General features: G+C 33.3%; 14 protein-coding genes. 11 read left to right on the forward strand and 3 right to left on the reverse strand.

The features are described 5' to 3' along the window. Position 1: 1 nt before the first annotated feature. Positions 2–967, reverse strand: coding sequence for a hypothetical protein (locus BKM63_RS16425; RefSeq protein WP_071637670.1), 966 nt, complete (start codon positions 965–967; stop codon positions 2–4). 735 nt (positions 968–1,702) lie between these two features. Here BKM63_RS16425 and BKM63_RS16430 point away from each other — a divergent pair. From BKM63_RS16430 to BKM63_RS16455, 6 genes are all read left to right on the forward strand, one after another. Further along, complete coding sequence (locus BKM63_RS16430; protein WP_071637671.1) at positions 1,703–2,491, forward strand: SDR family NAD(P)-dependent oxidoreductase; 789 nt, start codon at positions 1,703–1,705, stop codon at positions 2,489–2,491. Positions 2,492–2,720: 229 nt separating this feature from the next. Then, a complete protein-coding gene (locus tag BKM63_RS16435; RefSeq protein WP_071637672.1) occupies positions 2,721–3,527 on the forward strand; it encodes a phytanoyl-CoA dioxygenase family protein in 807 nt (268 codons plus the stop codon). Between the two features lie 153 nt (positions 3,528–3,680). Then, complete coding sequence (locus tag BKM63_RS16440; protein WP_071637673.1) at positions 3,681–4,367, forward strand: CDP-alcohol phosphatidyltransferase family protein; 687 nt, start codon at positions 3,681–3,683, stop codon at positions 4,365–4,367. Position 4,368: 1 nt separating this feature from the next. Further along, the gene (locus BKM63_RS16445) at positions 4,369–4,800 is read left to right on the forward strand and encodes a GtrA family protein (protein WP_071637674.1); all 432 of its coding nucleotides are present in this window, start codon (positions 4,369–4,371) and stop codon (positions 4,798–4,800) included. Positions 4,801–4,973: 173 nt separating this feature from the next. Beyond that, entirely contained in the window at positions 4,974–5,549 is a 576-nt protein-coding gene (locus BKM63_RS16450) for a DUF4833 domain-containing protein (protein ID WP_071637675.1), read from the forward strand. Between the two features lie 203 nt (positions 5,550–5,752). Beyond that, on the forward strand, positions 5,753–6,355 hold the full coding sequence (locus BKM63_RS16455) for a hypothetical protein (protein WP_071637676.1): 603 nt from the start codon (positions 5,753–5,755) through the stop codon (positions 6,353–6,355). Positions 6,356–6,537: 182 nt separating this feature from the next. Here the strand turns inward: BKM63_RS16455 and BKM63_RS16460 are convergent, their stop codons facing one another. Beyond that, complete coding sequence (locus tag BKM63_RS16460; RefSeq protein WP_207539271.1) at positions 6,538–8,700, reverse strand: TonB-dependent receptor; 2,163 nt, start codon at positions 8,698–8,700, stop codon at positions 6,538–6,540. A 264-nt stretch (positions 8,701–8,964) separates the two neighbouring features. Beyond that, the gene (locus BKM63_RS24050; RefSeq protein WP_278248024.1) at positions 8,965–9,096 is read right to left on the reverse strand and encodes a hypothetical protein; all 132 of its coding nucleotides are present in this window, start codon (positions 9,094–9,096) and stop codon (positions 8,965–8,967) included. Between the two features lie 796 nt (positions 9,097–9,892). Here BKM63_RS24050 and BKM63_RS16465 point away from each other — a divergent pair. From BKM63_RS16465 to BKM63_RS16485, 5 genes are all read left to right on the forward strand, one after another. Further along, positions 9,893–10,879, forward strand: coding sequence for a hypothetical protein (locus tag BKM63_RS16465; RefSeq protein ID WP_071637677.1), 987 nt, complete (start codon positions 9,893–9,895; stop codon positions 10,877–10,879). Positions 10,880–11,317: 438 nt separating this feature from the next. Continuing rightward, a complete protein-coding gene (locus BKM63_RS16470) occupies positions 11,318–14,056 on the forward strand; it encodes a substrate-binding domain-containing protein (protein ID WP_071637678.1) in 2,739 nt (912 codons plus the stop codon). Between the two features lie 230 nt (positions 14,057–14,286). Further along, positions 14,287–15,645, forward strand: a complete 1,359-nt coding sequence (locus BKM63_RS16475; protein ID WP_071637679.1) for a sugar porter family MFS transporter — start codon at positions 14,287–14,289, stop codon at positions 15,643–15,645. Next, positions 15,608–17,215, forward strand: coding sequence for a glycoside hydrolase family 32 protein (locus tag BKM63_RS16480; RefSeq protein ID WP_071637680.1), 1,608 nt, complete (start codon positions 15,608–15,610; stop codon positions 17,213–17,215). The genes BKM63_RS16475 and BKM63_RS16480 overlap by 38 nt, the downstream gene beginning before the upstream one ends. An 18-nt stretch (positions 17,216–17,233) precedes the next feature. Beyond that, complete coding sequence (locus BKM63_RS16485) at positions 17,234–20,338, forward strand: SusC/RagA family TonB-linked outer membrane protein (protein ID WP_071637681.1); 3,105 nt, start codon at positions 17,234–17,236, stop codon at positions 20,336–20,338. Positions 20,339–20,344: the final 6 nt, after the last annotated feature.

Below are 20,344 nucleotides of genomic sequence, written 5' to 3' on the forward strand. Positions count from 1 at the left end.
ATTAAGCTTGAGAAAATATAATTTTATCAATAATAACCCCCGGTTCTTTAAAATTTAATTTTTTTTCTATAATAGATAAAATTTCATTTTTGGTTGTCTGCTTTTTCGATATTGAATGTAAGTTTTTAAGAATGAGTAGTTTATATATGTCGAAATAATAATGCGTATATGTTTTAAAGAAATTAAGTATAAGGTTGAAATTGACTTGTTTCTGTATAAATAAAGTCTGTACAGTATTGAATTCTATTAACGCTTGTAATCTTTTACTTTTTGCATTACTTGCTCTTAAAATCTCTTTTATTTTTTTATTTTTCAAAAAATATCTTTCTACTTCAGGATACTTCCAAATACACATAAAATAACTTGAACTAAAATTATCAACTATAGTTAGAAGTTCATTTTTTGCAAGTTGCCCTCTGAAAAGAGAACTTCCTGATTTTCCATACTTGGATGGAAGAATAAGGTCGTTAGAATAAACAAAAATATCTGCAAATAATTCTGCACATTTTTTATACTCCTTTTTTTCCAGGTGCAATTGATGAAGATTAATTACATGATGAATTTTATGTATATGCAAAACACGGAACTTTGCAGATAGCAAATCATCAAACTTCACAGTATGATTTATATATCTTTTAGATAAACTATAATTTTTTGTTTTTTTATAATAATAAGCAAATGAAGGATATAGGAAGATTTTCCCTAAAATTAATGATTCATTTTTTAAAAAACTCAGAATAGTTTTCGATACTTCTATTATTTCAAGAGCCTGCTCAAAATCGGATGCTTTAGAATATAAAATAATTAATTTTTGTGCTTTGATAATATCTCTCAGAGAACTGCATTGTTCTTCGTCATAATGTTTATCTATTTTCTCAATTATAGATAACATTGGTTCATCAGTAAGAGAGTTTTTAAATTTAGCCTTTTTAATATTTTGTAATTCTTTTAAAAATTCGTCAGACATATTTTTGAAAATGTATTTAGTAAATGTTACTCTAAATTATAATGTAAGCTGCACCTTTCCAGATGCAGCCCAAATTTTTAACAACACATATTAGGCCCTAATGTAAAGCCGATACCGTCACATCTGCCTGATACGCAAAGACTATGTGAACATCCATTAATCAATGAGAATGCATATCCTCCTTGTATTGACTTCATGTCTTTTTTATTTAAAACTGATTGAACAGTTTCCTTACTAATTTTTAATTTCTGATTCTTTTTCATGTTTTTGTTTGTTTATTGTTAATAAATAGGATTAAACAATTTTTCAAGCTTTATCACGTGCACTTGATTTTTTATGAAAAAATGTTAGAGTTCGAAGTAACAGATTTTGTAATTATATTCCTATGTGAATAATCACATTTTTTATGCATTATCCTAGATAATGAAAAACACTATTAGATTTTATTTTAAAAAATATACTATTAATTAGAGTTAGTAGTGTTTTTGTAGTGTTTTTTTTAAATGACTTTGGCAGATATTACCTTTTTAATTTAATAATTAGTTTTGAATCTGTCAACTATGATAATACCATACATGCTGTTAAATTATATAGTAAATAATTGTTATCATATTAAGCATTGGCTCAGATACTTATATTCGTTGTATAAATAAAGAAGGATTTAGGTAATGGTAGGGGATAAATTCACCCAACGGTTTACAATTAATCTTTATATTTGATGATAAAATTAAGTAGATGAGCGAAAAAACGAAACCGTATGCCTTAATAACCGGCGCCAGCAAAGGAATTGGAAAATCTATTGCTTCTGAATTGGCTAAGCAGGGTTATCCGCTATTGCTCGTTGCAAGAAGTGAAGAGGAATTAAAAGTGCTATCTGAGGATCTTCAGGCTAAATACGGTATTAGTACTGCTGTTTTATCAATTGATCTTTCGATAAACGATGCATCGCAAATAGTAACCGATTGGGTAAAAACGAATAATTATCCTGTTGGCATTTTAGTTAACAATGCCGGCTACGGCGTTTGGGGCGATTTTAGTCAGTCTTCTCTAACCGATCAGCTTGGCATGATGCAGCTTAACATGAATGTAGTGGTAGAACTTTCACATTTATTAGTACCGATACTTTTGCAGGAAAAACAAGCTTACATTTTAAATATATCGAGTACGGCTGCTTATCAGGCAGTACCAACGCTGGCTGTTTATTCGGCTACAAAGGCGTTTGTTTTATCGTTTACGCGTGCCCTGCGTTTCGAACTTGCCCCAACTTCAATTTCCGTAACCTGTTTTAGTCCGGGTCCGGTTGATACTGGTTTTGCAGCAAGAGCGGGTTTAAATGCTCTAAATAAAATGGCTGAAAAGTTTAATATGCAGCCAGATGAAGTGGCAAAAATGGCAGTAAAAGCCATGTTCAGCAAAAAATCAGAAGTTATTCCGGGTTTTACAAATATCATTTCGGTTTATGCCAACCGTATACTACCAAAGGGATTTATCGAAAAAACTGCCGCTGGAATTTATAAAGTTTAAATTTTTTTTCAAAAAAAATAAAAAAATATTCTTTGCGAAAGAGAATTTATATTACATTTGTTTTAATATCTACTAATTCTATAGAGTATGTCAAATAAAAGAAATACGTTTAATTTTCCTAAAGGTCGAATGCACACAAACATGCGAATGTGTTGTTGCTGTTGTTGCTTTCGCTAATCTTTAGATAAAATTCAAACATTATTATTTCATTTATTAAATCTATATTATCATGGTATCTTCTTATAAAACCTTTACCCTTACTAATCAATTAACTGATGAGCAAATTGCTTTTTTTAACGAATTTGGCTTTATCCATTTCAAAAAATTTATAAATCCGGAAACTGTTTCATCCATCATTGATGCTTCCAAACAAGTGGAGCAAAAATGGATAGACAATGACCTTCAAAAAGTTAATGGTGTTCCAATTAAATACGGAAAAGATTTAGATGGGTCTCCAATTGTACAGCGTTTTGCTTTTATCAATCAACATCATCAAACCTTAAGCGGTCTTTTATTGGATCCAAGATTTAATGGTTTATTGCCATTGGCAGGTGATGGCGCAAGATTAGGAACCGAAGAAAAAGACGGAATGGTTTTCAATCATTATATCAATGGACCAGAAAGTAAGTTTACTAAGATGGGCTGGCATACAGATGGTTTGAGAGACATTTTTTATGGTGGAAAATTAAACCCAATGCTCAATGTAGGCATTCACTTAAGTACTTTAAAACCCGAAAACGGCGGTCTTAAAATCATTCCGGGAACACATAAGCAAAGTATTTACCAAATGCTTTTCCGTAAAAAATACTTTTTAGATAATAACCCTGATCCACAGGAAGTTTCTATCAATCCGGAAGCAGGAGATTTAACCATTCACGATGGTCGTTTGTGGCACAGAGTTGCGCAATCATCTATCCGTGGCGAAGAGAGTAGAAGAAGGGTCATTTATATCCCGATTATCGCAGGAAAATATGCTCCCAAAAATGAGAACAGCCCAACGGTTTTCTATCAACGTTTTGCGGGTATTGTTAAATAATATGCTTATTATTATTGCATTTAGTTATCTGGTTAGATCAGGTAAGCTAAAAAGTACCACCTATTTTTTAAAAAATACGCATAGAAAGGTAAAATTAAAAATTGCAAAACTAGAATTGGTTATACTATCTGGTTTACAAATATTGCGCTATTAATGGAAAAAGAAAGACAAGTTGAAGGTCATAGTGCAATTGTACAAAGAACATTTTCTGACCGTAAACGAACTAATATTTTAAAAAGAGCAGAGCAGTCAACGATTGTATTTTTGCTGCCAAAGGTGCCTGAATTCATTTCGCCAAACTTGCTCACTTTAATAGGGACATTTGGTTCGGGATTGGTTTTTTTAGCTTTTGTTTTAGGAACTTATGCAGCAAATTGGTATTTGCTTTTAGGTATTATCGGGCTGGCTATAAATTGGTTAGGCGATTCTTTAGACGGAAGATTGGCTTATTATAGAAATATTCCACGCCGCTGGTATGGTTTTGCACTCGATATCATTGCCGATTGGATTGGTATTGTACTTATAGGCTTTGGCTACTACATATATGCTGAAAACGGCACACAAATAGTAGCCTTTGCTTTTGTCGCATTGTATGGCTGGTCTATCATCATCAGCCAGTTGCGCTACAAAATTACAAACGAATACAGTATAGATTCCGGCTTTGTCGGCCCAACCGAACTTCGGTTTATTATTGCGTTAATTTTAATTTTAGAAGTTTTATTTCAGGGATCAATTGCCTATTTGGCGGGTTTAATCACTGTTATATTGCTTATAATCAATATTGTTGACAGCGTAAAACTTTTAAAACTGGGCGATTTAAAAGACAAAAACCAAAACTGATATGTTCAGTAAAAAATCTGTTTTGACTTTTCTACAAGCGCAAGTGGCGGCATTTTTAGGCGGTATTACCGATTACAGTTTAATGATTCTATTAACAGAAGTATTTAAACTGCATTTTACCTTTTCTATTCTTATCTCCGGAACCGTTGGCGCCATTATCAATTTCAGCATCAACAGATTTTGGGTATTTAAAAATCAATCTGGTTACAGTAGTCCCATCAATAGCCAGCTTTTTAAATTTGCGTTGATTGTATTGGGAAGTATTTCCTTAAAATCATTTGGTACACTTGTTTTGCAAAAGGTATTTCAAATCGATTATAGAATCGGAAGATTAATCACGGATAGTTTTGTTTCGTATGGATTTAATTACCCGCTAATTAAATATTGGGTTTTTAAGGCAAAAGAGAAACAGAATGTAGTCGAATCAAATTAGTGTCCCGAAACTTCGGGACGGGATCGAGATCACAAACTTTGTAGAAACTAATTCTAACACATAACCAACTCTGTTTGTTTTAAACAAGTGAAACGCCTTTTTTAAGCGTTCTAAACCTATGTTTCTATGTGTTTAAAATAATCACACCAAACATTTCTTATAAACATTTCGTCATGAATAAACCAATTAAATATTTTACAAAATCACTAATCGTTATAACGATCTTAGTAAATATAATTTCCGGAAATCTATTGGCACAATCCAAAAATCCATCGCCATTACATTTTCCAACGCCCAAGAATATAGATAATATGTTATTTTACATTCAGCGTGATCCCAATATAAACACGGCTATTTATGCCATAAACTACGATGAAAATGGAAAAATAAACAAAAGCGATCCTATAAAAGCCTATTGGATTCGATATGCTGAGAAAGGAGACAAAAAAGATTTTAGTTATATACAACGCAAATTTGCATACGGAATAGAAAGTAAAACGGTAAATAATGAGGAGTTTGAGCTTAAATTTGTATCGTATAAAAAATTGTCCCTGACCTTGAAAAAGATAGATTCAGATCAAAAATATCACGTTTTTGTAAGTGTAAATCAGAAAAGAATACAGGTGGAAAAAATATTTGTGCGCATTGAAGGAGGTTCTTTTTGGTTACCCAATGTAAAGTATGCCGAAGTTACCGGAATTGATGCTTCTTCAAATAAAACAATTACGGAGAGGATGTTGTTGAAATGAGGTAAGCTGTATAATTGGATGCACTAATTATAGCGAGGAATAAATGTTGCAATATGACCTAAAATAATACAAAAAAAGAGGAGAAATTTACATCAAATAACCATGAAATCAGGTATTGTTTTTCGTAGTGGCCCAGAGTAAATTTGTTTGAATCAAACAGCAGATAATGCTGCATTTAATAGCCTTGAAAATTTGTACAAATTATGAACATAAAAAAAATACTCATTATTACCATATTTCTGCTTGTCACACAGCTAAGCTTCGCTCAATATTTTAAACTAACTCCGCAAGGCTTTGTATCAAATGACAATAGCGATTTTACAGTAATGAATGTGTCAAACGTAAAACAAAAAGATTTATACAAGAATGTACTAAATGCCATTAATTCGATGTACAGCAATCCACAAAAAGGACTTAATGTAGTGGAAGGGGAAAGTATTAGTTTTACAGCGTATGAAGAAAATGCTCTGCCTGTAAGGCATAGCGCTGGAGGTTTTGGAAAAGTAAATTATAAATATGACCTGTCTTATACATTATCCTTTCTTTTTAAAGACGGTAAAATTAGGATTAACAGTCCTACTTTTGAATGCAGACGATGGTATGAAGGAACTTACAAACCTTCTGGTGGCTGGAGCAGCAGTGGCTGGACTACTCTAAAACTTGTAAAAGGCAAGAACGATAGAGTTGCTATTTATGATAAAAATGAAAAACTTGTTTTAGAAGATGCCTACAATGGATTAAACAATCACTTCAATTCGCTTTTAAAACAAATTCTTGAAAAATCGCAAAAGATAAATAATTGGTAACAAACGTTAATAGCAACAATGATGTATAATAAAAATCCCATTTCTAACGAAATGGGATTTTTATTTACTAAGCTCGACAGGGGAAATTTCTACATAAAGTTTTTCTTATTGCTAATTTGTGGTTCTGCCGTATTTAGAACAATTAAGAGCAGATTAAGGCCAGAAATGAACATTAGAAATACTTAGAATGACTGTGCAAAACTAACCGTTAATCGTGTACCATTTTCTTTCACATAATTCATATTATTCGACTGCCATTGAGAAATTACAGTATAATAATCTTTGTTGAATAAGTTTTCTATACCGAAACGAATAGTGCTTTTTTCTTTGAAAGTATAACTCGAAGAAAGATTAAAAGCTGTAAAAGATTTTATAGGACCGGTTCCATAAGTATAAGCTCCATTAACAGGCTGGAATCTGTCTCTTCCTGTGGTACTGATCATTTGTAAAAAGATTGCCCAGTCTTCCAGTGGCCTGAAAGTTGTAAAAGCCGTTATTTTTGGCGGATTGATACGATCTCCTCCTAAATATACTTTTTGGGTGGCAAGTTCTCGTTTTCCTTCGGTAAAAGAATAGTTGGCTCCAATATCAACTTTTGAGTGAAGACGGTATTTTGCGGAGAGTTCGAAACCATAAATTTTTTCAGGTGAACGAGAAATCTGCGGATTGCCGTCAACGTATACATAAGAAGCTCCTAATTTGGAAGTACTGTAATAAACAGCTCCTTCATAAGAAAGTTTTTCAAAAGCTCCAGAGAATCCAAATTCATAATTATTAGCTGTAACAGCTTTTATTGAAGTATTGTTTACGGTATTTTCTTTAGCAGCACGAAGAACCAAACCTAAATCTGCCACGCTGAAACTTTGAGAAAAACTTACAAAAGGCTTAAATAAATTCCATTTTGTATAACGCAGTCCGGCGTTAAACATAAGTGCATTAAAATCCAATGCTCCGCCGTTTACAGCAACACCGCCGCCTACATAAGTTCCGTTTACATAATTACGAATACCGATGGTAGTATAATCTGGTACATCAATATTTACATTTTCAAGTCTTAAACCTGTTTTTAAAACTAAGTCAGGACCAAACATATTTTTAATCTGGAAATACGGTGCCAGATTGTTCATCTTCATTTCAGGAATTACCAGTCTGCCGTCAGTTAGATGAGTATCCGTTATATCTGAAAGAATATCCAGTCCATAAGTTATATTACCGGAAACAAGAGAACTCAATTCATAAGGGCTGTTTAAATTTAAACGAAAACCCAGCTTTTTGCTTTGTGTGGCAGGCTGTCCATTATTTTCAAAGAAGTCACTGTAATTAATCAGCGTAAGATAATCTTGAAAATACAGTGTAGCATTTACATCTGTTTTCCCTATAAAATTTTCTCCCGTATAGCTTAAACTTGCATTGTGATTATATGGTGTTCCTTCAGGTTCTCCGGGACGCTGTCCTTTTACTCCAATAGTTGGTGAATCAAAATTACCGTAAACTCCGGCTTTTGCTATGTAATCGGTATGTTGGGTGCTTTCAAAATAGTTATACATCAATTCCAAACGATTATTTGAATTGAAATCGTATCCAATTTTTGCAAAAGCATTCCAGTTTTTAAGATCATTCATTCCATATTCTGGTGAAAGCACACGTCCTTTGGCATCACGGTAAAGCCCAGTTTCCTCATAACGTCCGCTTACCACATAATCAAACTTGTTTAGTTTGCCGGTGAATAACTGGGATACAAAAAAACCGGCTGTTTCTTTCGGCTTAATAAGAGAAAAAGCCGTTCCAGCTTCTGTTGTACCGCTTATTTTTTTATCCGGATTTGGTTTTTTAGTAATATAATTAATTAATCCGCCATCTGCGCCATTACCATAAATAGCAGTTGCCCCTTTAATGACTTCTACGCGATCTAAAACAGATGGATCCAGAGAACGCATATCTTTGGCTCCATCGCGCAGAGGTGTCGACTGTGGTATACCGTCAATCATTACCAATACACGTCGGCCGCGCAGTGTCTGTCCTAAATTTTGAGTTCTATTTGTGGTAAAACCCAAACCTGGAACTGTAGCACCTAAAATATCACTTAAATTAGAACTTATACTTAGTTGCTGCTGAATTTGTTTTTTAGATAAAAGTGTAACTGAAGATGGTACTTCATCTAAAATCTCTGCCTTTCTTGAGGCTGAAACTACAATTTCTTTTAATTCGTTATCAGCTGAGTTTTTATCTGGTATGATGCTGTCCTGACTTTTGTTATTTTTATTTTCATTACTTGTATTCGAAACTTGTGCAGAAAGTGAACCGACAGTAATAAACACCATCAGCAGGGAAGTAGAAAATCTCATTATTTCTTATTTAGACTTAATTTAAATAATTGCAAATGTATAAAATGTAATGCACTTTCCCCAAGTTGATCATCTTCAATTTTAATTTTTTTTCGAAGCAGTAACTGTTTGACAGACTAATCTTTTGATGCATAAAGAAATAACCTCTTTCTCGTTTTCAATCTCCAACAAACAGGGCGCATTAAATTGCGATTTAATACAAAGTCAAATAGGATTAGTTAAGCAAATTAAAAACTCCGGATAGTTTAATCAATTATTTCAAGTTTAACCCTTCTGTTTAGCGGTTTCAACATGAATCTTAAGTTTTTGTTCTGCAGTGGTTTTAGAATTGACGACTAGATTTTGAGAAAGTTTGAAAGCTTCGTCATAAATCCCCACTTCAGTGAGGATTTTCATTTTCATAATATCCAGTTCAATTTAGGCTTAACTGTTATATACCGCGCCATTTTTATTAATAAGATTTAAAGCTTCCTTAAAAATGACAGTGTATCATTTTCTGCTCAAGATCCTTTCTCAAGGTTTCAAAAGAAGGCTGGCCAAAACAGGTTAGCGCCATGAAAAATAGAAAAGAAAAGAAACTGAACCTTAAAACATAAAAGTTAAAACAGATTAGATATATTCAAAGATATTATTTTCTTTAAGTACTCAAATCTGTAAAATACTCAACTCATTAAAGAATGAAATGTTCTGAATCGTGGATCATTTGTTTTGAGTTCTTATTTATGAAAACTTTTAATCGTTTTAGTGCCATTAAAAATGTCGACGATAATAGAAAGAGCAATACTACTTTGAGCTTCATAGAATTTACTTAGAATTATACACTATTCTTATTTAGAATAAATAAAAAATAAAAAATATAAAATTATCTAGTAATAAGTCAATAGATGAAAGAAAATTAAATTTTAATTGAGAGAATCGATAACTTTTAATCTTTGATTTTTTTGGTAATGTGTCAGATGCGTTGGTGACATTCAAAAGAGGATAAAGTATGGAAAGTCAATACTGCCGTTTTACTGTAATGAGGAAACCCGTAATACTTGAAATGATTAATTATTTATATTCGCAAAAACATAATTTTTACCTAACCAAACGTTATTTCACTGCTTCTTTTATTTAGTATGATGCGCTGTTTAAAAGCCCATTCGGCTAAAAAAGACAGATAACAAAAGCGTATAACTAAAAAACAATTTTTATGATTAGATTATTACTTCTGTGCTTTTTTTTTATTATCAATTCGGCATTTTGTCAAGATAAGTATGCTGACAGCATAAAAAGTATCATAACAGCTGACTTTGCGGGAATCCAGATTAAAGATTTCAAAAATTTAATTCCTTTTAAAACAGAAGAAGGAACAGGATATGTTCATGCAAAAACTAAGAAAATAATGCTTAAGCCGTCGTATTATGAACTTGATTTTGCTAAGCCCAATTTAAAAGGTAATTACAACAATGTCATCTATTTCGAAATAAATTCTCAAACGAAAGATATAAAAGTAGACTATCAGAATTGGCAGCTTTTTGGATCGCAGTACAGAGATGAAGCTGCTATCAGTAAAGAATATGCAAAAGGTTTTTATGCGGCTGGTAATAAAATATATAACTACTCCAATATATATTCATATTGTCCTGCTTTATTTAAGTATAAGAATGAATATTTTGCTATTGCAGAAATAAATAAGCAGTATGCAGTTATTAATTCTGATGGTGATGCTTTAAAGAACCTCCAGTTTGACTATTCGAGTTTAAAAATGATCAGGCTGGAAAATGATGTAATCTGGTTCAAATATAAAACTACGGCTGGAGAAGAAGGTTTTATTAATATGGACGGAGAGAAAAAACTGGTAAATGAGATTATTAGTAACAGCAGGACTCAGACAAACGGCTCATTCAATTATATTGATACAGAACATTCCATCGATATTAATTATTACGGATATGGGGTTGAATCAAATGATGAGTTCAGCGGGGTAATAGATTTCACCACGATGAGCTGGCTTATCAAACCGCAAAAAAACTTAAAAATTGAAGCAGTTAATTATACTGCAGAAACCAATGTAAGCGATAAATTTACTATAGAAGACAGGAAAAAACTGAAATTTTACTTTTTGGTTAATGATGAAAAAAATAATACATCTTATTACATAGATGAAAATCTGAAGAAGTATCTTCCGAAAAGTTAAAACTGCAGGTTCAATGACCTTGCTCAAATAAATCCGGATTATTTAGGGTGATTCTAAAAAAAAATGACTCAAAGTTATCTTATTTATAATAGGATATATCTAAAAAATGGCGCCAATTGTCTTCAATTGGCGCCATTTGGTTTTTTGACCTCGACCAGACCAATTTCCATAAATGTTAGAAAAGATTTGAAGAGTTGTGTATCGATAAAAAAATATTTAATTTCTAAATGACTAAATGAATATGAGCATTTTCATTATTTTACATCAGATATATCATTTGCTCATTTGTGTACATGAAATAAAAGTTTAATTTTACTTTTTAAACCATACACCTTTCTTGCTTGTCATTTTAAAATAATCCTTCCTAATTATTTAGACAACGCGATTAAAGAATGCATTTTAAGTGCTTATTTTTTATTTACATAACTCAAAATTCCCATGTATCAATTTGTAAAATATATTTTGATGCTGCTTTTGGCATCCTTAAGTTTAGTATCCTGTAAACAAAAACAGGGCGATAAAATAAAAGTAGGATTTTCTCAGGCTATGACCACTGACGACTGGCGTAAGCAAATGAACAGTTCTATAAAGATTGAAGCTTCTTTGCGACCTGAAGTTGATTTAAAAATTAGTGACGCTAATAATAATATAAACAAACAGATTGAAGATATTGAAAGATTCATTTCTAATAAAGCAGATGTTATTATTGTATCTCCGATTCAATCTAAACCGTTAACTGCCGTTGTTGAAAAATCAATAAAAGCCGGAATACCAGTACTTATTGTAGACCGAAAAATTGATGGCGAAAATTATACTGCATATCTGGGCGCTGATAATATCGAAATTGGCAGAATTGCCGCACGATATATCATTTCTCACAGCAAGGGTTCAGGAAAAATCATTGAAATTACAGGAGCAAAAGGTTCATCACCCGCGTATGAGCGCAGTCTGGGATTTAGTCAGATAATAAATGAAAACAAACGCTTCAAAATAGAAAATACAATTCAGGGTGACTGGGAAGGAGAATCGGTTAAAGCACCGTTAAAAACAATTCTTTTACAAAACCCTAACGTTGAATATATTTTTTCTCATAATGACCGTATGGCTTTAAGCGCTTGGGAGACAGCTAAAACCGTAGGATTAGAAAATAAAATAAAATTTATTGGTGTTGACGGATTAAATACACTAAACGGCGGTATAGACCTGGTGAAGAGTAACGTTTTAGCCGGGACTATTTTATATCCGACGGGCGGAAATGAAGCACTGAAATTAGCATTGAAAATATACAATAAAGAACCTGTCGCTAAAAATAATATACTGAATACCATTGTAATTGATCACAATAATGCGGAGATTATCGAGAATCAAATGGATAAGGTTGATCAGCAGCAAGCCGTTATCGAATCGCAACAGGGAGCAATAAATGTACAGGAAAGAGAATATGCTTCGCAAAACAACATGGTTCGTTTATTGAGTTTTTTCTTAGTCATTATTTTGAGCTTAACCATCTACAGTATTTACTCAACTATTTCTATTTCAAGAAAGAAAAAACAGCTTGAAACAATTAATCAAACTGTAATTGATCAGAATAATGAGATTCAGGAGATGGCTAAAATTGCCCAGAGAAGCAATGAAGCAAAATTGAATTTCTTTACCGGACTTTCTCATGAATTTAAAACACCCATAACTTTGATTATGAGTTATGTGGAATCACTAATTGAGAATGAAAAAATTAAAGGCAGTACACTTATTGATGAAGTAAAACTAATTCATAAAAATTCAAATCGATTACTCAGGCTAATAAATCAATTACTGGATTTTAGAAAAATTGAAGAACAAAAATTTACGTTGAGAGCTTCAAAGACTAAGATCTTTGATTTTACAAACGAAGTAATGACCAACTTTAAAGGCGAAGCTGCACGCAGGAATATTGATTTTCAGCTTACCTGCAAAAACAAAAACCTGGAATTATTTATTGACAGGGGTTTGATGGATAAAGTGTATTTTAATCTGCTTTCCAATGCCTTTAAATTTACACCTGACAACGGAAAAATCAGCATTTTCATTGTAGAAAATCAGGATAATACAGTTAAAATTAGTTTTAAGGATTCAGGAATCGGGATACCGGAAAATGAATTGTCGAATGTATTTAATCCTTTTTTCAGGGCTTCAAATAATAACAAAAATAGTTCAGGAATCGGGCTTCATCTGTCTAAAGAATTTGTTCTTTTACACCAGGGAACAATTGAACTTAAATCAAAGCAAGGCAGCGAATTTGTAATTACGCTTTTAAAAGGTAACAGTCATTTACAGCCTTCCGAAATGATTTATAAAACTGAAAATCTAAATGTAACTCCAAATTTAATATCAGATAATTTAGACATAGAAACCGATTTAAATGAAGGAAATGTAATTGCTGAATCAGAGAAACATACTCTTTTGATTATAGAAGATAATGTCGATTTAGTCACATTTTTAAAAGCCAAATTGTCGAATGAATATGTAGTGCATACTTCTGATGGAAGTGATGCCATTGAAAAAACAATGGAAATTGTTCCGGACATTATCATTTGCGACATAAATCTGGTGGACAAAGACGGTTATGAAATTAGTAAAGAATTGAAAAAGGATTTACGTTCGTCACATATTCCGATCATTATATTAACTGCGCAAAGCAATAAGGAATCTGTTTTGAAAGGATTACAGAGTGGAGTAGACCAATATCTTACCAAACCTTTCAGTCTTTCGATTTTAAAACAATCTATTTCGGGCTTGCTTTTCAACAGAGAAAAACTTCGTTATTATTATACCAACAATATTTACCGCATAGAACCCGAATCAAAATTTGGGAATCAGGAACAGTCCTTTATTACCAAAATGAACGATATTATTAAACTCAATGTCGAAAACCCTAAATTCTCTGTTGAGGATTTAGCTGATAAACTCGGAGTTTCCAGAGTTCAGTTATATCGAAAAGTGAAAGCTATTATCGGAATCAACATTAGCGATCATATTAATAATGTTAAATTGGAGAAAGCAGCTGAGCTTTTAAAATCTAATGATATGAATATTTCTGAAATTGCATACTCACTTGGATTCTCTTCTCCCAACTATTTTTCTACATCTTTTAAGAATAAATTTGGAATTTCACCAAAGGAATACAAATCCTCCAATTGATATTGGTTTAAAATTGATACAAATTAGGTATCAATTTTAAACCTAATGTAACAAAATCGAAACTACACGGTTTTCGTAAATAACTTTTAAACTCTGTAAAGCCTTGTAAATAAGGCTTTTGTTTTTTAAATATTAATCTATCAGTATTTATAGAATTAAATTGTAACATCATTAAAAATAAGTTGTTTTTTTTGCGGATATCTTAGCGATAAGTTTTTAATACATCTACAATGAACAAGATATTAATTTGGTCTGTTACTGCTGCACTAGCAGGTTTTCTATTCGGTTTTGATACCGTAGTTATTTCTGGAGCTGATAAACAATTACAGCTTCTTTGGCATTCATCTGATGCTTTTCATGGATCTGTTGTTATGGCAATGGCACTGTGGGGAACAGTTGTAGGTGCTATTTTTGGTGGAATTCCAACCAATAAGATAGGTCGTAAAAAGACATTATTCTGGATTGGAATTTTATATTTCGTCTCTGCTATTGGTGCTGCTTTTGCAAATGATCCATTTGTTTTTGCTGCTTTCAGATTTATCGGAGGTTTGGGAGTTGGTGCCTCAACTATTGCTGCTCCGGCTTATGTTTCTGAAATTGCTCCCGCTGACAAACGCGGACGCTTAGTGGCTTTATATCAGTTTAATATTGTACTTGGAATTTTAATTGCCTTTATATCCAATTATTTTTTAAAAGATATTGGCGAAAATGCCTGGCGCTGGATGGTTGGAGTTCAGGCTATTCCATCTTTTATTTATATTCTTTTTATACTTACAATTCCGGAAAGCCCACGATGGTTATTGTCTAAAAACCGTGATGAAGAAGCTCGTAAAGTATTATTCAAAATAGACCCTGCCGCAAATCTTAAAGATATAATGGACGATTCTAGAGAAAATGGGATTACCAAACACGAAAACATTTTCATGAAAAAATATCGTTTCCCTTTAATATTGGCGTTTTTAATTGCATTTTTTAATCAGTTTTCAGGAATAAATGCCTTTTTATATTACGCACCAAGAATTTTTGAAGAAGCAGGTTTAGGACAAAACACAGCTCTATTGAGCAGTATCGGAATCGGAATTACGAATCTTATCTTTACATTAATCGGAGTAGCATTAATCGACAAATTAGGAAGAAAGTTGTTAATGTACATTGGTTCTGTTGGATATATTATTTCTTTAGGATTGGTCTCTGCTGCATTTTATTTTAACTGGGGAGGATTATCTGTGCCTATTTTCCTTTTCTTATTTATTGCTTCCCATGCTATTGGTCAGGGAGCTGTAATCTGGGTTTTTATATCAGAAATTTTTCCAAATCATATCCGTGCATCGGGACAAGCTTTTGGAAGTTCAGTACATTGGGTTCTGGCAGCCATTATTCCATCTTTAATTCCAATGTTATTTTCTGAAATTGGCCCGGAAGTCGTATTCTTAATTTTCACATTAATGATGGTATTGCAGCTGTTGTTTGTAATTTTTATAATGCCGGAAACTAAAGGAATTTCTTTAGAAGTATTAAGCGAAAATCTAACCAAAAAAAATATCAAAAAAAATGAAATCAAAGAAACATCTGCCGCTGGCATTTTATAGTGCTATACTACTATCGATAGGAGGCTGTAAACCATATTCAGCTGTTGCACAAAATACTTCTGTTTCAGTTTCCACTTATTCAGAAGAGCAAAAGTACCGTCCTAATTTTCATTTTACGCCAAAAAAGGGCTGGATGAATGATCCTAACGGAATGTTTTATGCTAATGGTTATTATCATTTGTTCTATCAGTATTATCCTGACGGAAATAAATGGGGACCCATGCATTGGGGACATGCAATTAGTAAAGACCTGGTTAAATGGGAAGAGCAGCCTATTGCAATTTATCCGGATAAGGATAAATATATTTTCTCAGGAAGTGCAGTTGTAGATACAAACAATACTTCAGGTTTAGGTACTGGTAAAACAGCTCCAATTGTAGCGATTTATACGCTGCACGATATGACAAAAGAAAAAGAAAATAAAATTGATGTTGAGCAGCAGGATATTGCATACTCGAATGACAATGGTTTTACATGGCAGAAATTTAAGGAAGGAAATCCTGTCGTGAAAAACCCTGGAATTCGTGATTTTCGTGATCCAAAAGCGGCCTGGGACGAAACGCACAAGCAATGGATAATGGTTTTGGCAGCTCAGGATCGATCTCAGTTTTATAAATCGAAAGACCTTAAAAACTGGGAATATTTATCTGATTTTGGAAAAAATATCGGAGCTCACGGAGGTGTGTGGGAGTGTCCGGATTTCTTTCAAATAAAAGTTGAAGGTACAAATGAAACTAAATGGGTTTTAATTCAGAGTTTAAATCCTGGTGGAGCAAATGGAGGCTCTGGAACACAATATTTTATTGGAGATTTTGATGGAACGACTTTTACATTAGATTCCAATTTTACAAAAAAAGTAGAAAAAGAAAAAGCCGTCTGGATTGACTACGGAAAAGATAATTATGCAGGCGTAACCTGGAATAATGTTCCGAGTGCCGATGGACGACGATTATTTATCGGGTGGATGTCTAATTGGGATTACGCACAAGATGTTCCAACATTTGCATGGAGAAGCAGTACTACAATTGCGCGTGAAATTCAGTTAATTAAAAAAGGAAATGAGTATAGCCTTGTGAGTAATCCGGTAAAAGAAATCAATAAATATGTTTCTAAAACAATCAAAGGAAAAAATCTAAAAGGAAAAGGAAAGCTTTCAATTGTAGAAACAGGAAAAATTGATTTAACCCAGGCTATTGTCAATTTTAATTTAAAAAACTTAAAACAGGATACTTATACAATAACGCTTTCAAACGCAGCCGGAGAAGCTTTGACTTTCGGGATAAATAATTCAGATAATTATTTATTTCTTGATCGTTCGAAGGCAGGAAAAAACGATTTCTCAGAAAAATTCGCTTCCACAATTACCAAAGCGGCTTTAGAAGGAAATCAAAAAGAAGGTGTTTTTAAAATCGTTTTAGACAAAACCTCTATTGAAATATTTTACAACAATGGCGAAAAAGTAATCACCGAAATCTTTTTCACAAACCAGCCATTTACAGCACTTTCAGTGTCTTCAAAAGAAGGAATTGAACTGAGCAATCTCGTAATTAACCAATTAAAAATAAACTAACTAAAAACCACTAACCTTATGAAAAACAAATTTTTTTATTTTCTGCTTTTCTTCTTTCCAATGCTGATTATGACAGCACAGGAAGGTGGAATTAAAGGAACTGTAATTTCGTCAGACGACGGAATGCCTCTTCCGGGAGCGACCGTACTTATTTCGGGTACAAACACCAGTACAGTAACAGATTTTGACGGAAATTTTTCTTTCGCAAATAGTAGTTCAGATGCTGTAATTGTTGTTTCTTTTATCGGATATGCACCGCAGTCCATTCCTGTAAAAGGACAAAAAACACTCAATATCACTTTAAAAGTAGACAACAATCAACTAAATGAAGTGGTTGTAACAGGATATTCAAAACAAAAGAAAACAGATATTACCGGAGCAGTTGCTGTTGTAAACATGAAGGAAGTCATGAAACAGCCGGAACCAAACCCAATTAAAGCGCTGCAAGGAAGAGTAGCGGGGGTAAAAGTAACCTCTGACGGATCTCCGAGCGGCGGAAATACAAAAGTGGTAATTCGTGGAGTAGGAACTTTAAACAACACTGATCCTCTTTATGTAATTGACGGAATGCCGACTAAATCAGGAATGCACGAATTAAACCCGAATGATATTGAGACCATTCAGGTTTTAAAAGATGCTTCTTCGGCAAGTATTTATGGTTCCCGTGCTTCAAATGGAGTAATTATCATCACTACAAAGAAAGGAAAAGAAGGCAAGATGAGAATCAATTTTAGTACTTATACTTCTATTTCTGATTATTCAAGAAAGCTGGAAGTGCTAAATGCAGATCAATTTGGCCGTGCTTTATGGCAGGCGAATATCAATGATGGACTAAATCCTAACAACAATAACCTGCGTTACCAATTTGACTGGTCGGTAAACAATAATAAACCACAGTTAAACAAGGTTTTAGTTCCCGAATATTTAGATGCAGATCAAACCCTGAAATCATCCAATACAGACTGGTACGATGCGATTTCGCAGACAGGAGTTGCTGAATCTTATGATTTGTCAGTTTCAAATGCGTCAGAGAGAGGAAATTATGTTTTTTCTTTGGGTTATTATGGAAGTGAAGGTGTTGTGAAAACGACTGATTTTGAAAGAATTTCGGCCAGAATGAATGGTTCTTATAAATATTTTGATGGTAAGCTGGTGATTGGAGAAAATTTTAGTTTCAATCGTACTAATGAAGTTACAGATCCGGGAGTGTTAGATCCTGCACTTCGTGCTCTGCCAATTATTCCGGTGCGAACTGTTGACGGAAAAGGCTGGGGAGGACCTGTTGGCGGAATGAATGACAGACAAAATCCGGTGCGTCTTTTAGAATATAACAAAGACAATAAATACGATTATTTACGTCTTTTCGGGAATATGTATGCTGATTTAGAGATTATCAAAAACCTGCATATCAAAAGCAGTTTTGGTATTGATTACGGGTTTTATAAAAAACGTACCCTTCAAAGAAGTTATAAGTCAGGTTATTTACAAAACGATCAGACCTCTGTTACTATTGACCAATCCGTAAGTGACAAGTGGACCTGGACCAATACGGCAATTTACAGTCTGAATTTTGGTAAAAGCAATCTGAATTTAATGGCAGGAACAGAGATGTATAAAGACGTTTTTGACAATACAACTATACGTAAAAATGACTTTTTGATTGAAACACCGGATTATATGTATCCCGATGCAGGAACAGGAGAATCGTTTACAAGTGGAACATCAACAGTATATTCACTGCTTTCGTATTTTGGAAAAGCGGACTATGAGTTTGACAATCGTTATTTGCTTTCAGCTACAATTCGTCGTGATGGTTCTTCCCGTTTTGGTAAAAATAATCAATTTGGAACCTTTCCGGCAGTTTCTGCAGGATGGAGAATCAGCAATGAAAATTTTATTAAAAACAACGCACCTGTTTTTTCTGATTTAAAATTACGTGCCGGCTGGGGACAAACCGGAAACCAGGAAATCAGTAATACGGCTGTTTACAGTTTGTATTTGGCGAGTTATGCCGGAGGAAGTCCTACTTGGGCAACGTCTTACGGAACTGCTTATGATATTGCAGGAAATGGAAACGGACTGCTTCCTTCTGGTTTTATTGCAACCCAGTCAGGAAATGATGATTTAAAATGGGAAACCACCACTCAAACCAACATTGGTTTAGATTTCGGATTATTCAAACAAAAGTTAAGCGGTTCTGTTGATTACTATATCAAGAAAACAGAAGATATTTTGGTTTTACCGCCTTATTTGGGAGTAATTGGAGAAGGTGGAAATCGTTGGGTAAATGGAGCATCAATGGAGAATAAAGGATGGGAAGTTTCTTTAGGATACCATGATGAAACATCATTTGGCTTGAAATATGACATCTCCGGGAATATTTCGGCAAACAAAAATAAGATCACACAATTACCTGATGAAGTAAAAAATAATTATGGAGGAGACGGCTTAAATGATAATATTCTAGGCCGACCAATTAACTCTATGTATGGTTATGTTACAGACGGATTGTTTAAAAGCCAGGACGAAGTAGATAACTCGGCTGTTCAGGAAGGAAAAGGCCTTGGGAGAATTCGTTATAAAGATTTAAACGGCGACGGAACCATAACAGATAAAGATCGTACCTGGATTGGAAATCCAAATCCGGGGTTAACATATGGATTTAATTTAGGGTTAGGGTATAAAAATTGGGATTTCACCACTTTTTGGGAAGGAGCTAGTGATGTTGATGTGATTAATAATACCAAGTATCAAACTGATTTTTGGAGTGTTGATGATGTAGGCTCTAATAAAGGAACACGTCTGCTTAATGCCTGGTCATTGGATAATCCAAATTCTACTATTCCGGCTTTAACGACAGTTGACAGAAATGCAGAATCTAGATTTTCGACTTATTATGTAGAAAATGGAAATTATCTTAAACTGCGTGTTTTGCAATTTGGTTATAGTCTTCCAAAAGATTTATTGAAAAAAATGAATTTTGAAAGCTTTAGATTTTACATCAGCGGACAAAATTTATTGATCATCGATGCTAAAAACTTTACAGGTGTTGATCCTGAAAATGCAGGATTTGGATATCCGCAGCCCACAACTTTTACGGCTGGTCTTAATTTTACGCTATAATAAAGA

It is taken from the genome of Flavobacterium johnsoniae (assembly GCF_001879205.1).
GTDB lineage: Bacteria > Bacteroidota > Bacteroidia > Flavobacteriales > Flavobacteriaceae > Flavobacterium > Flavobacterium johnsoniae_A.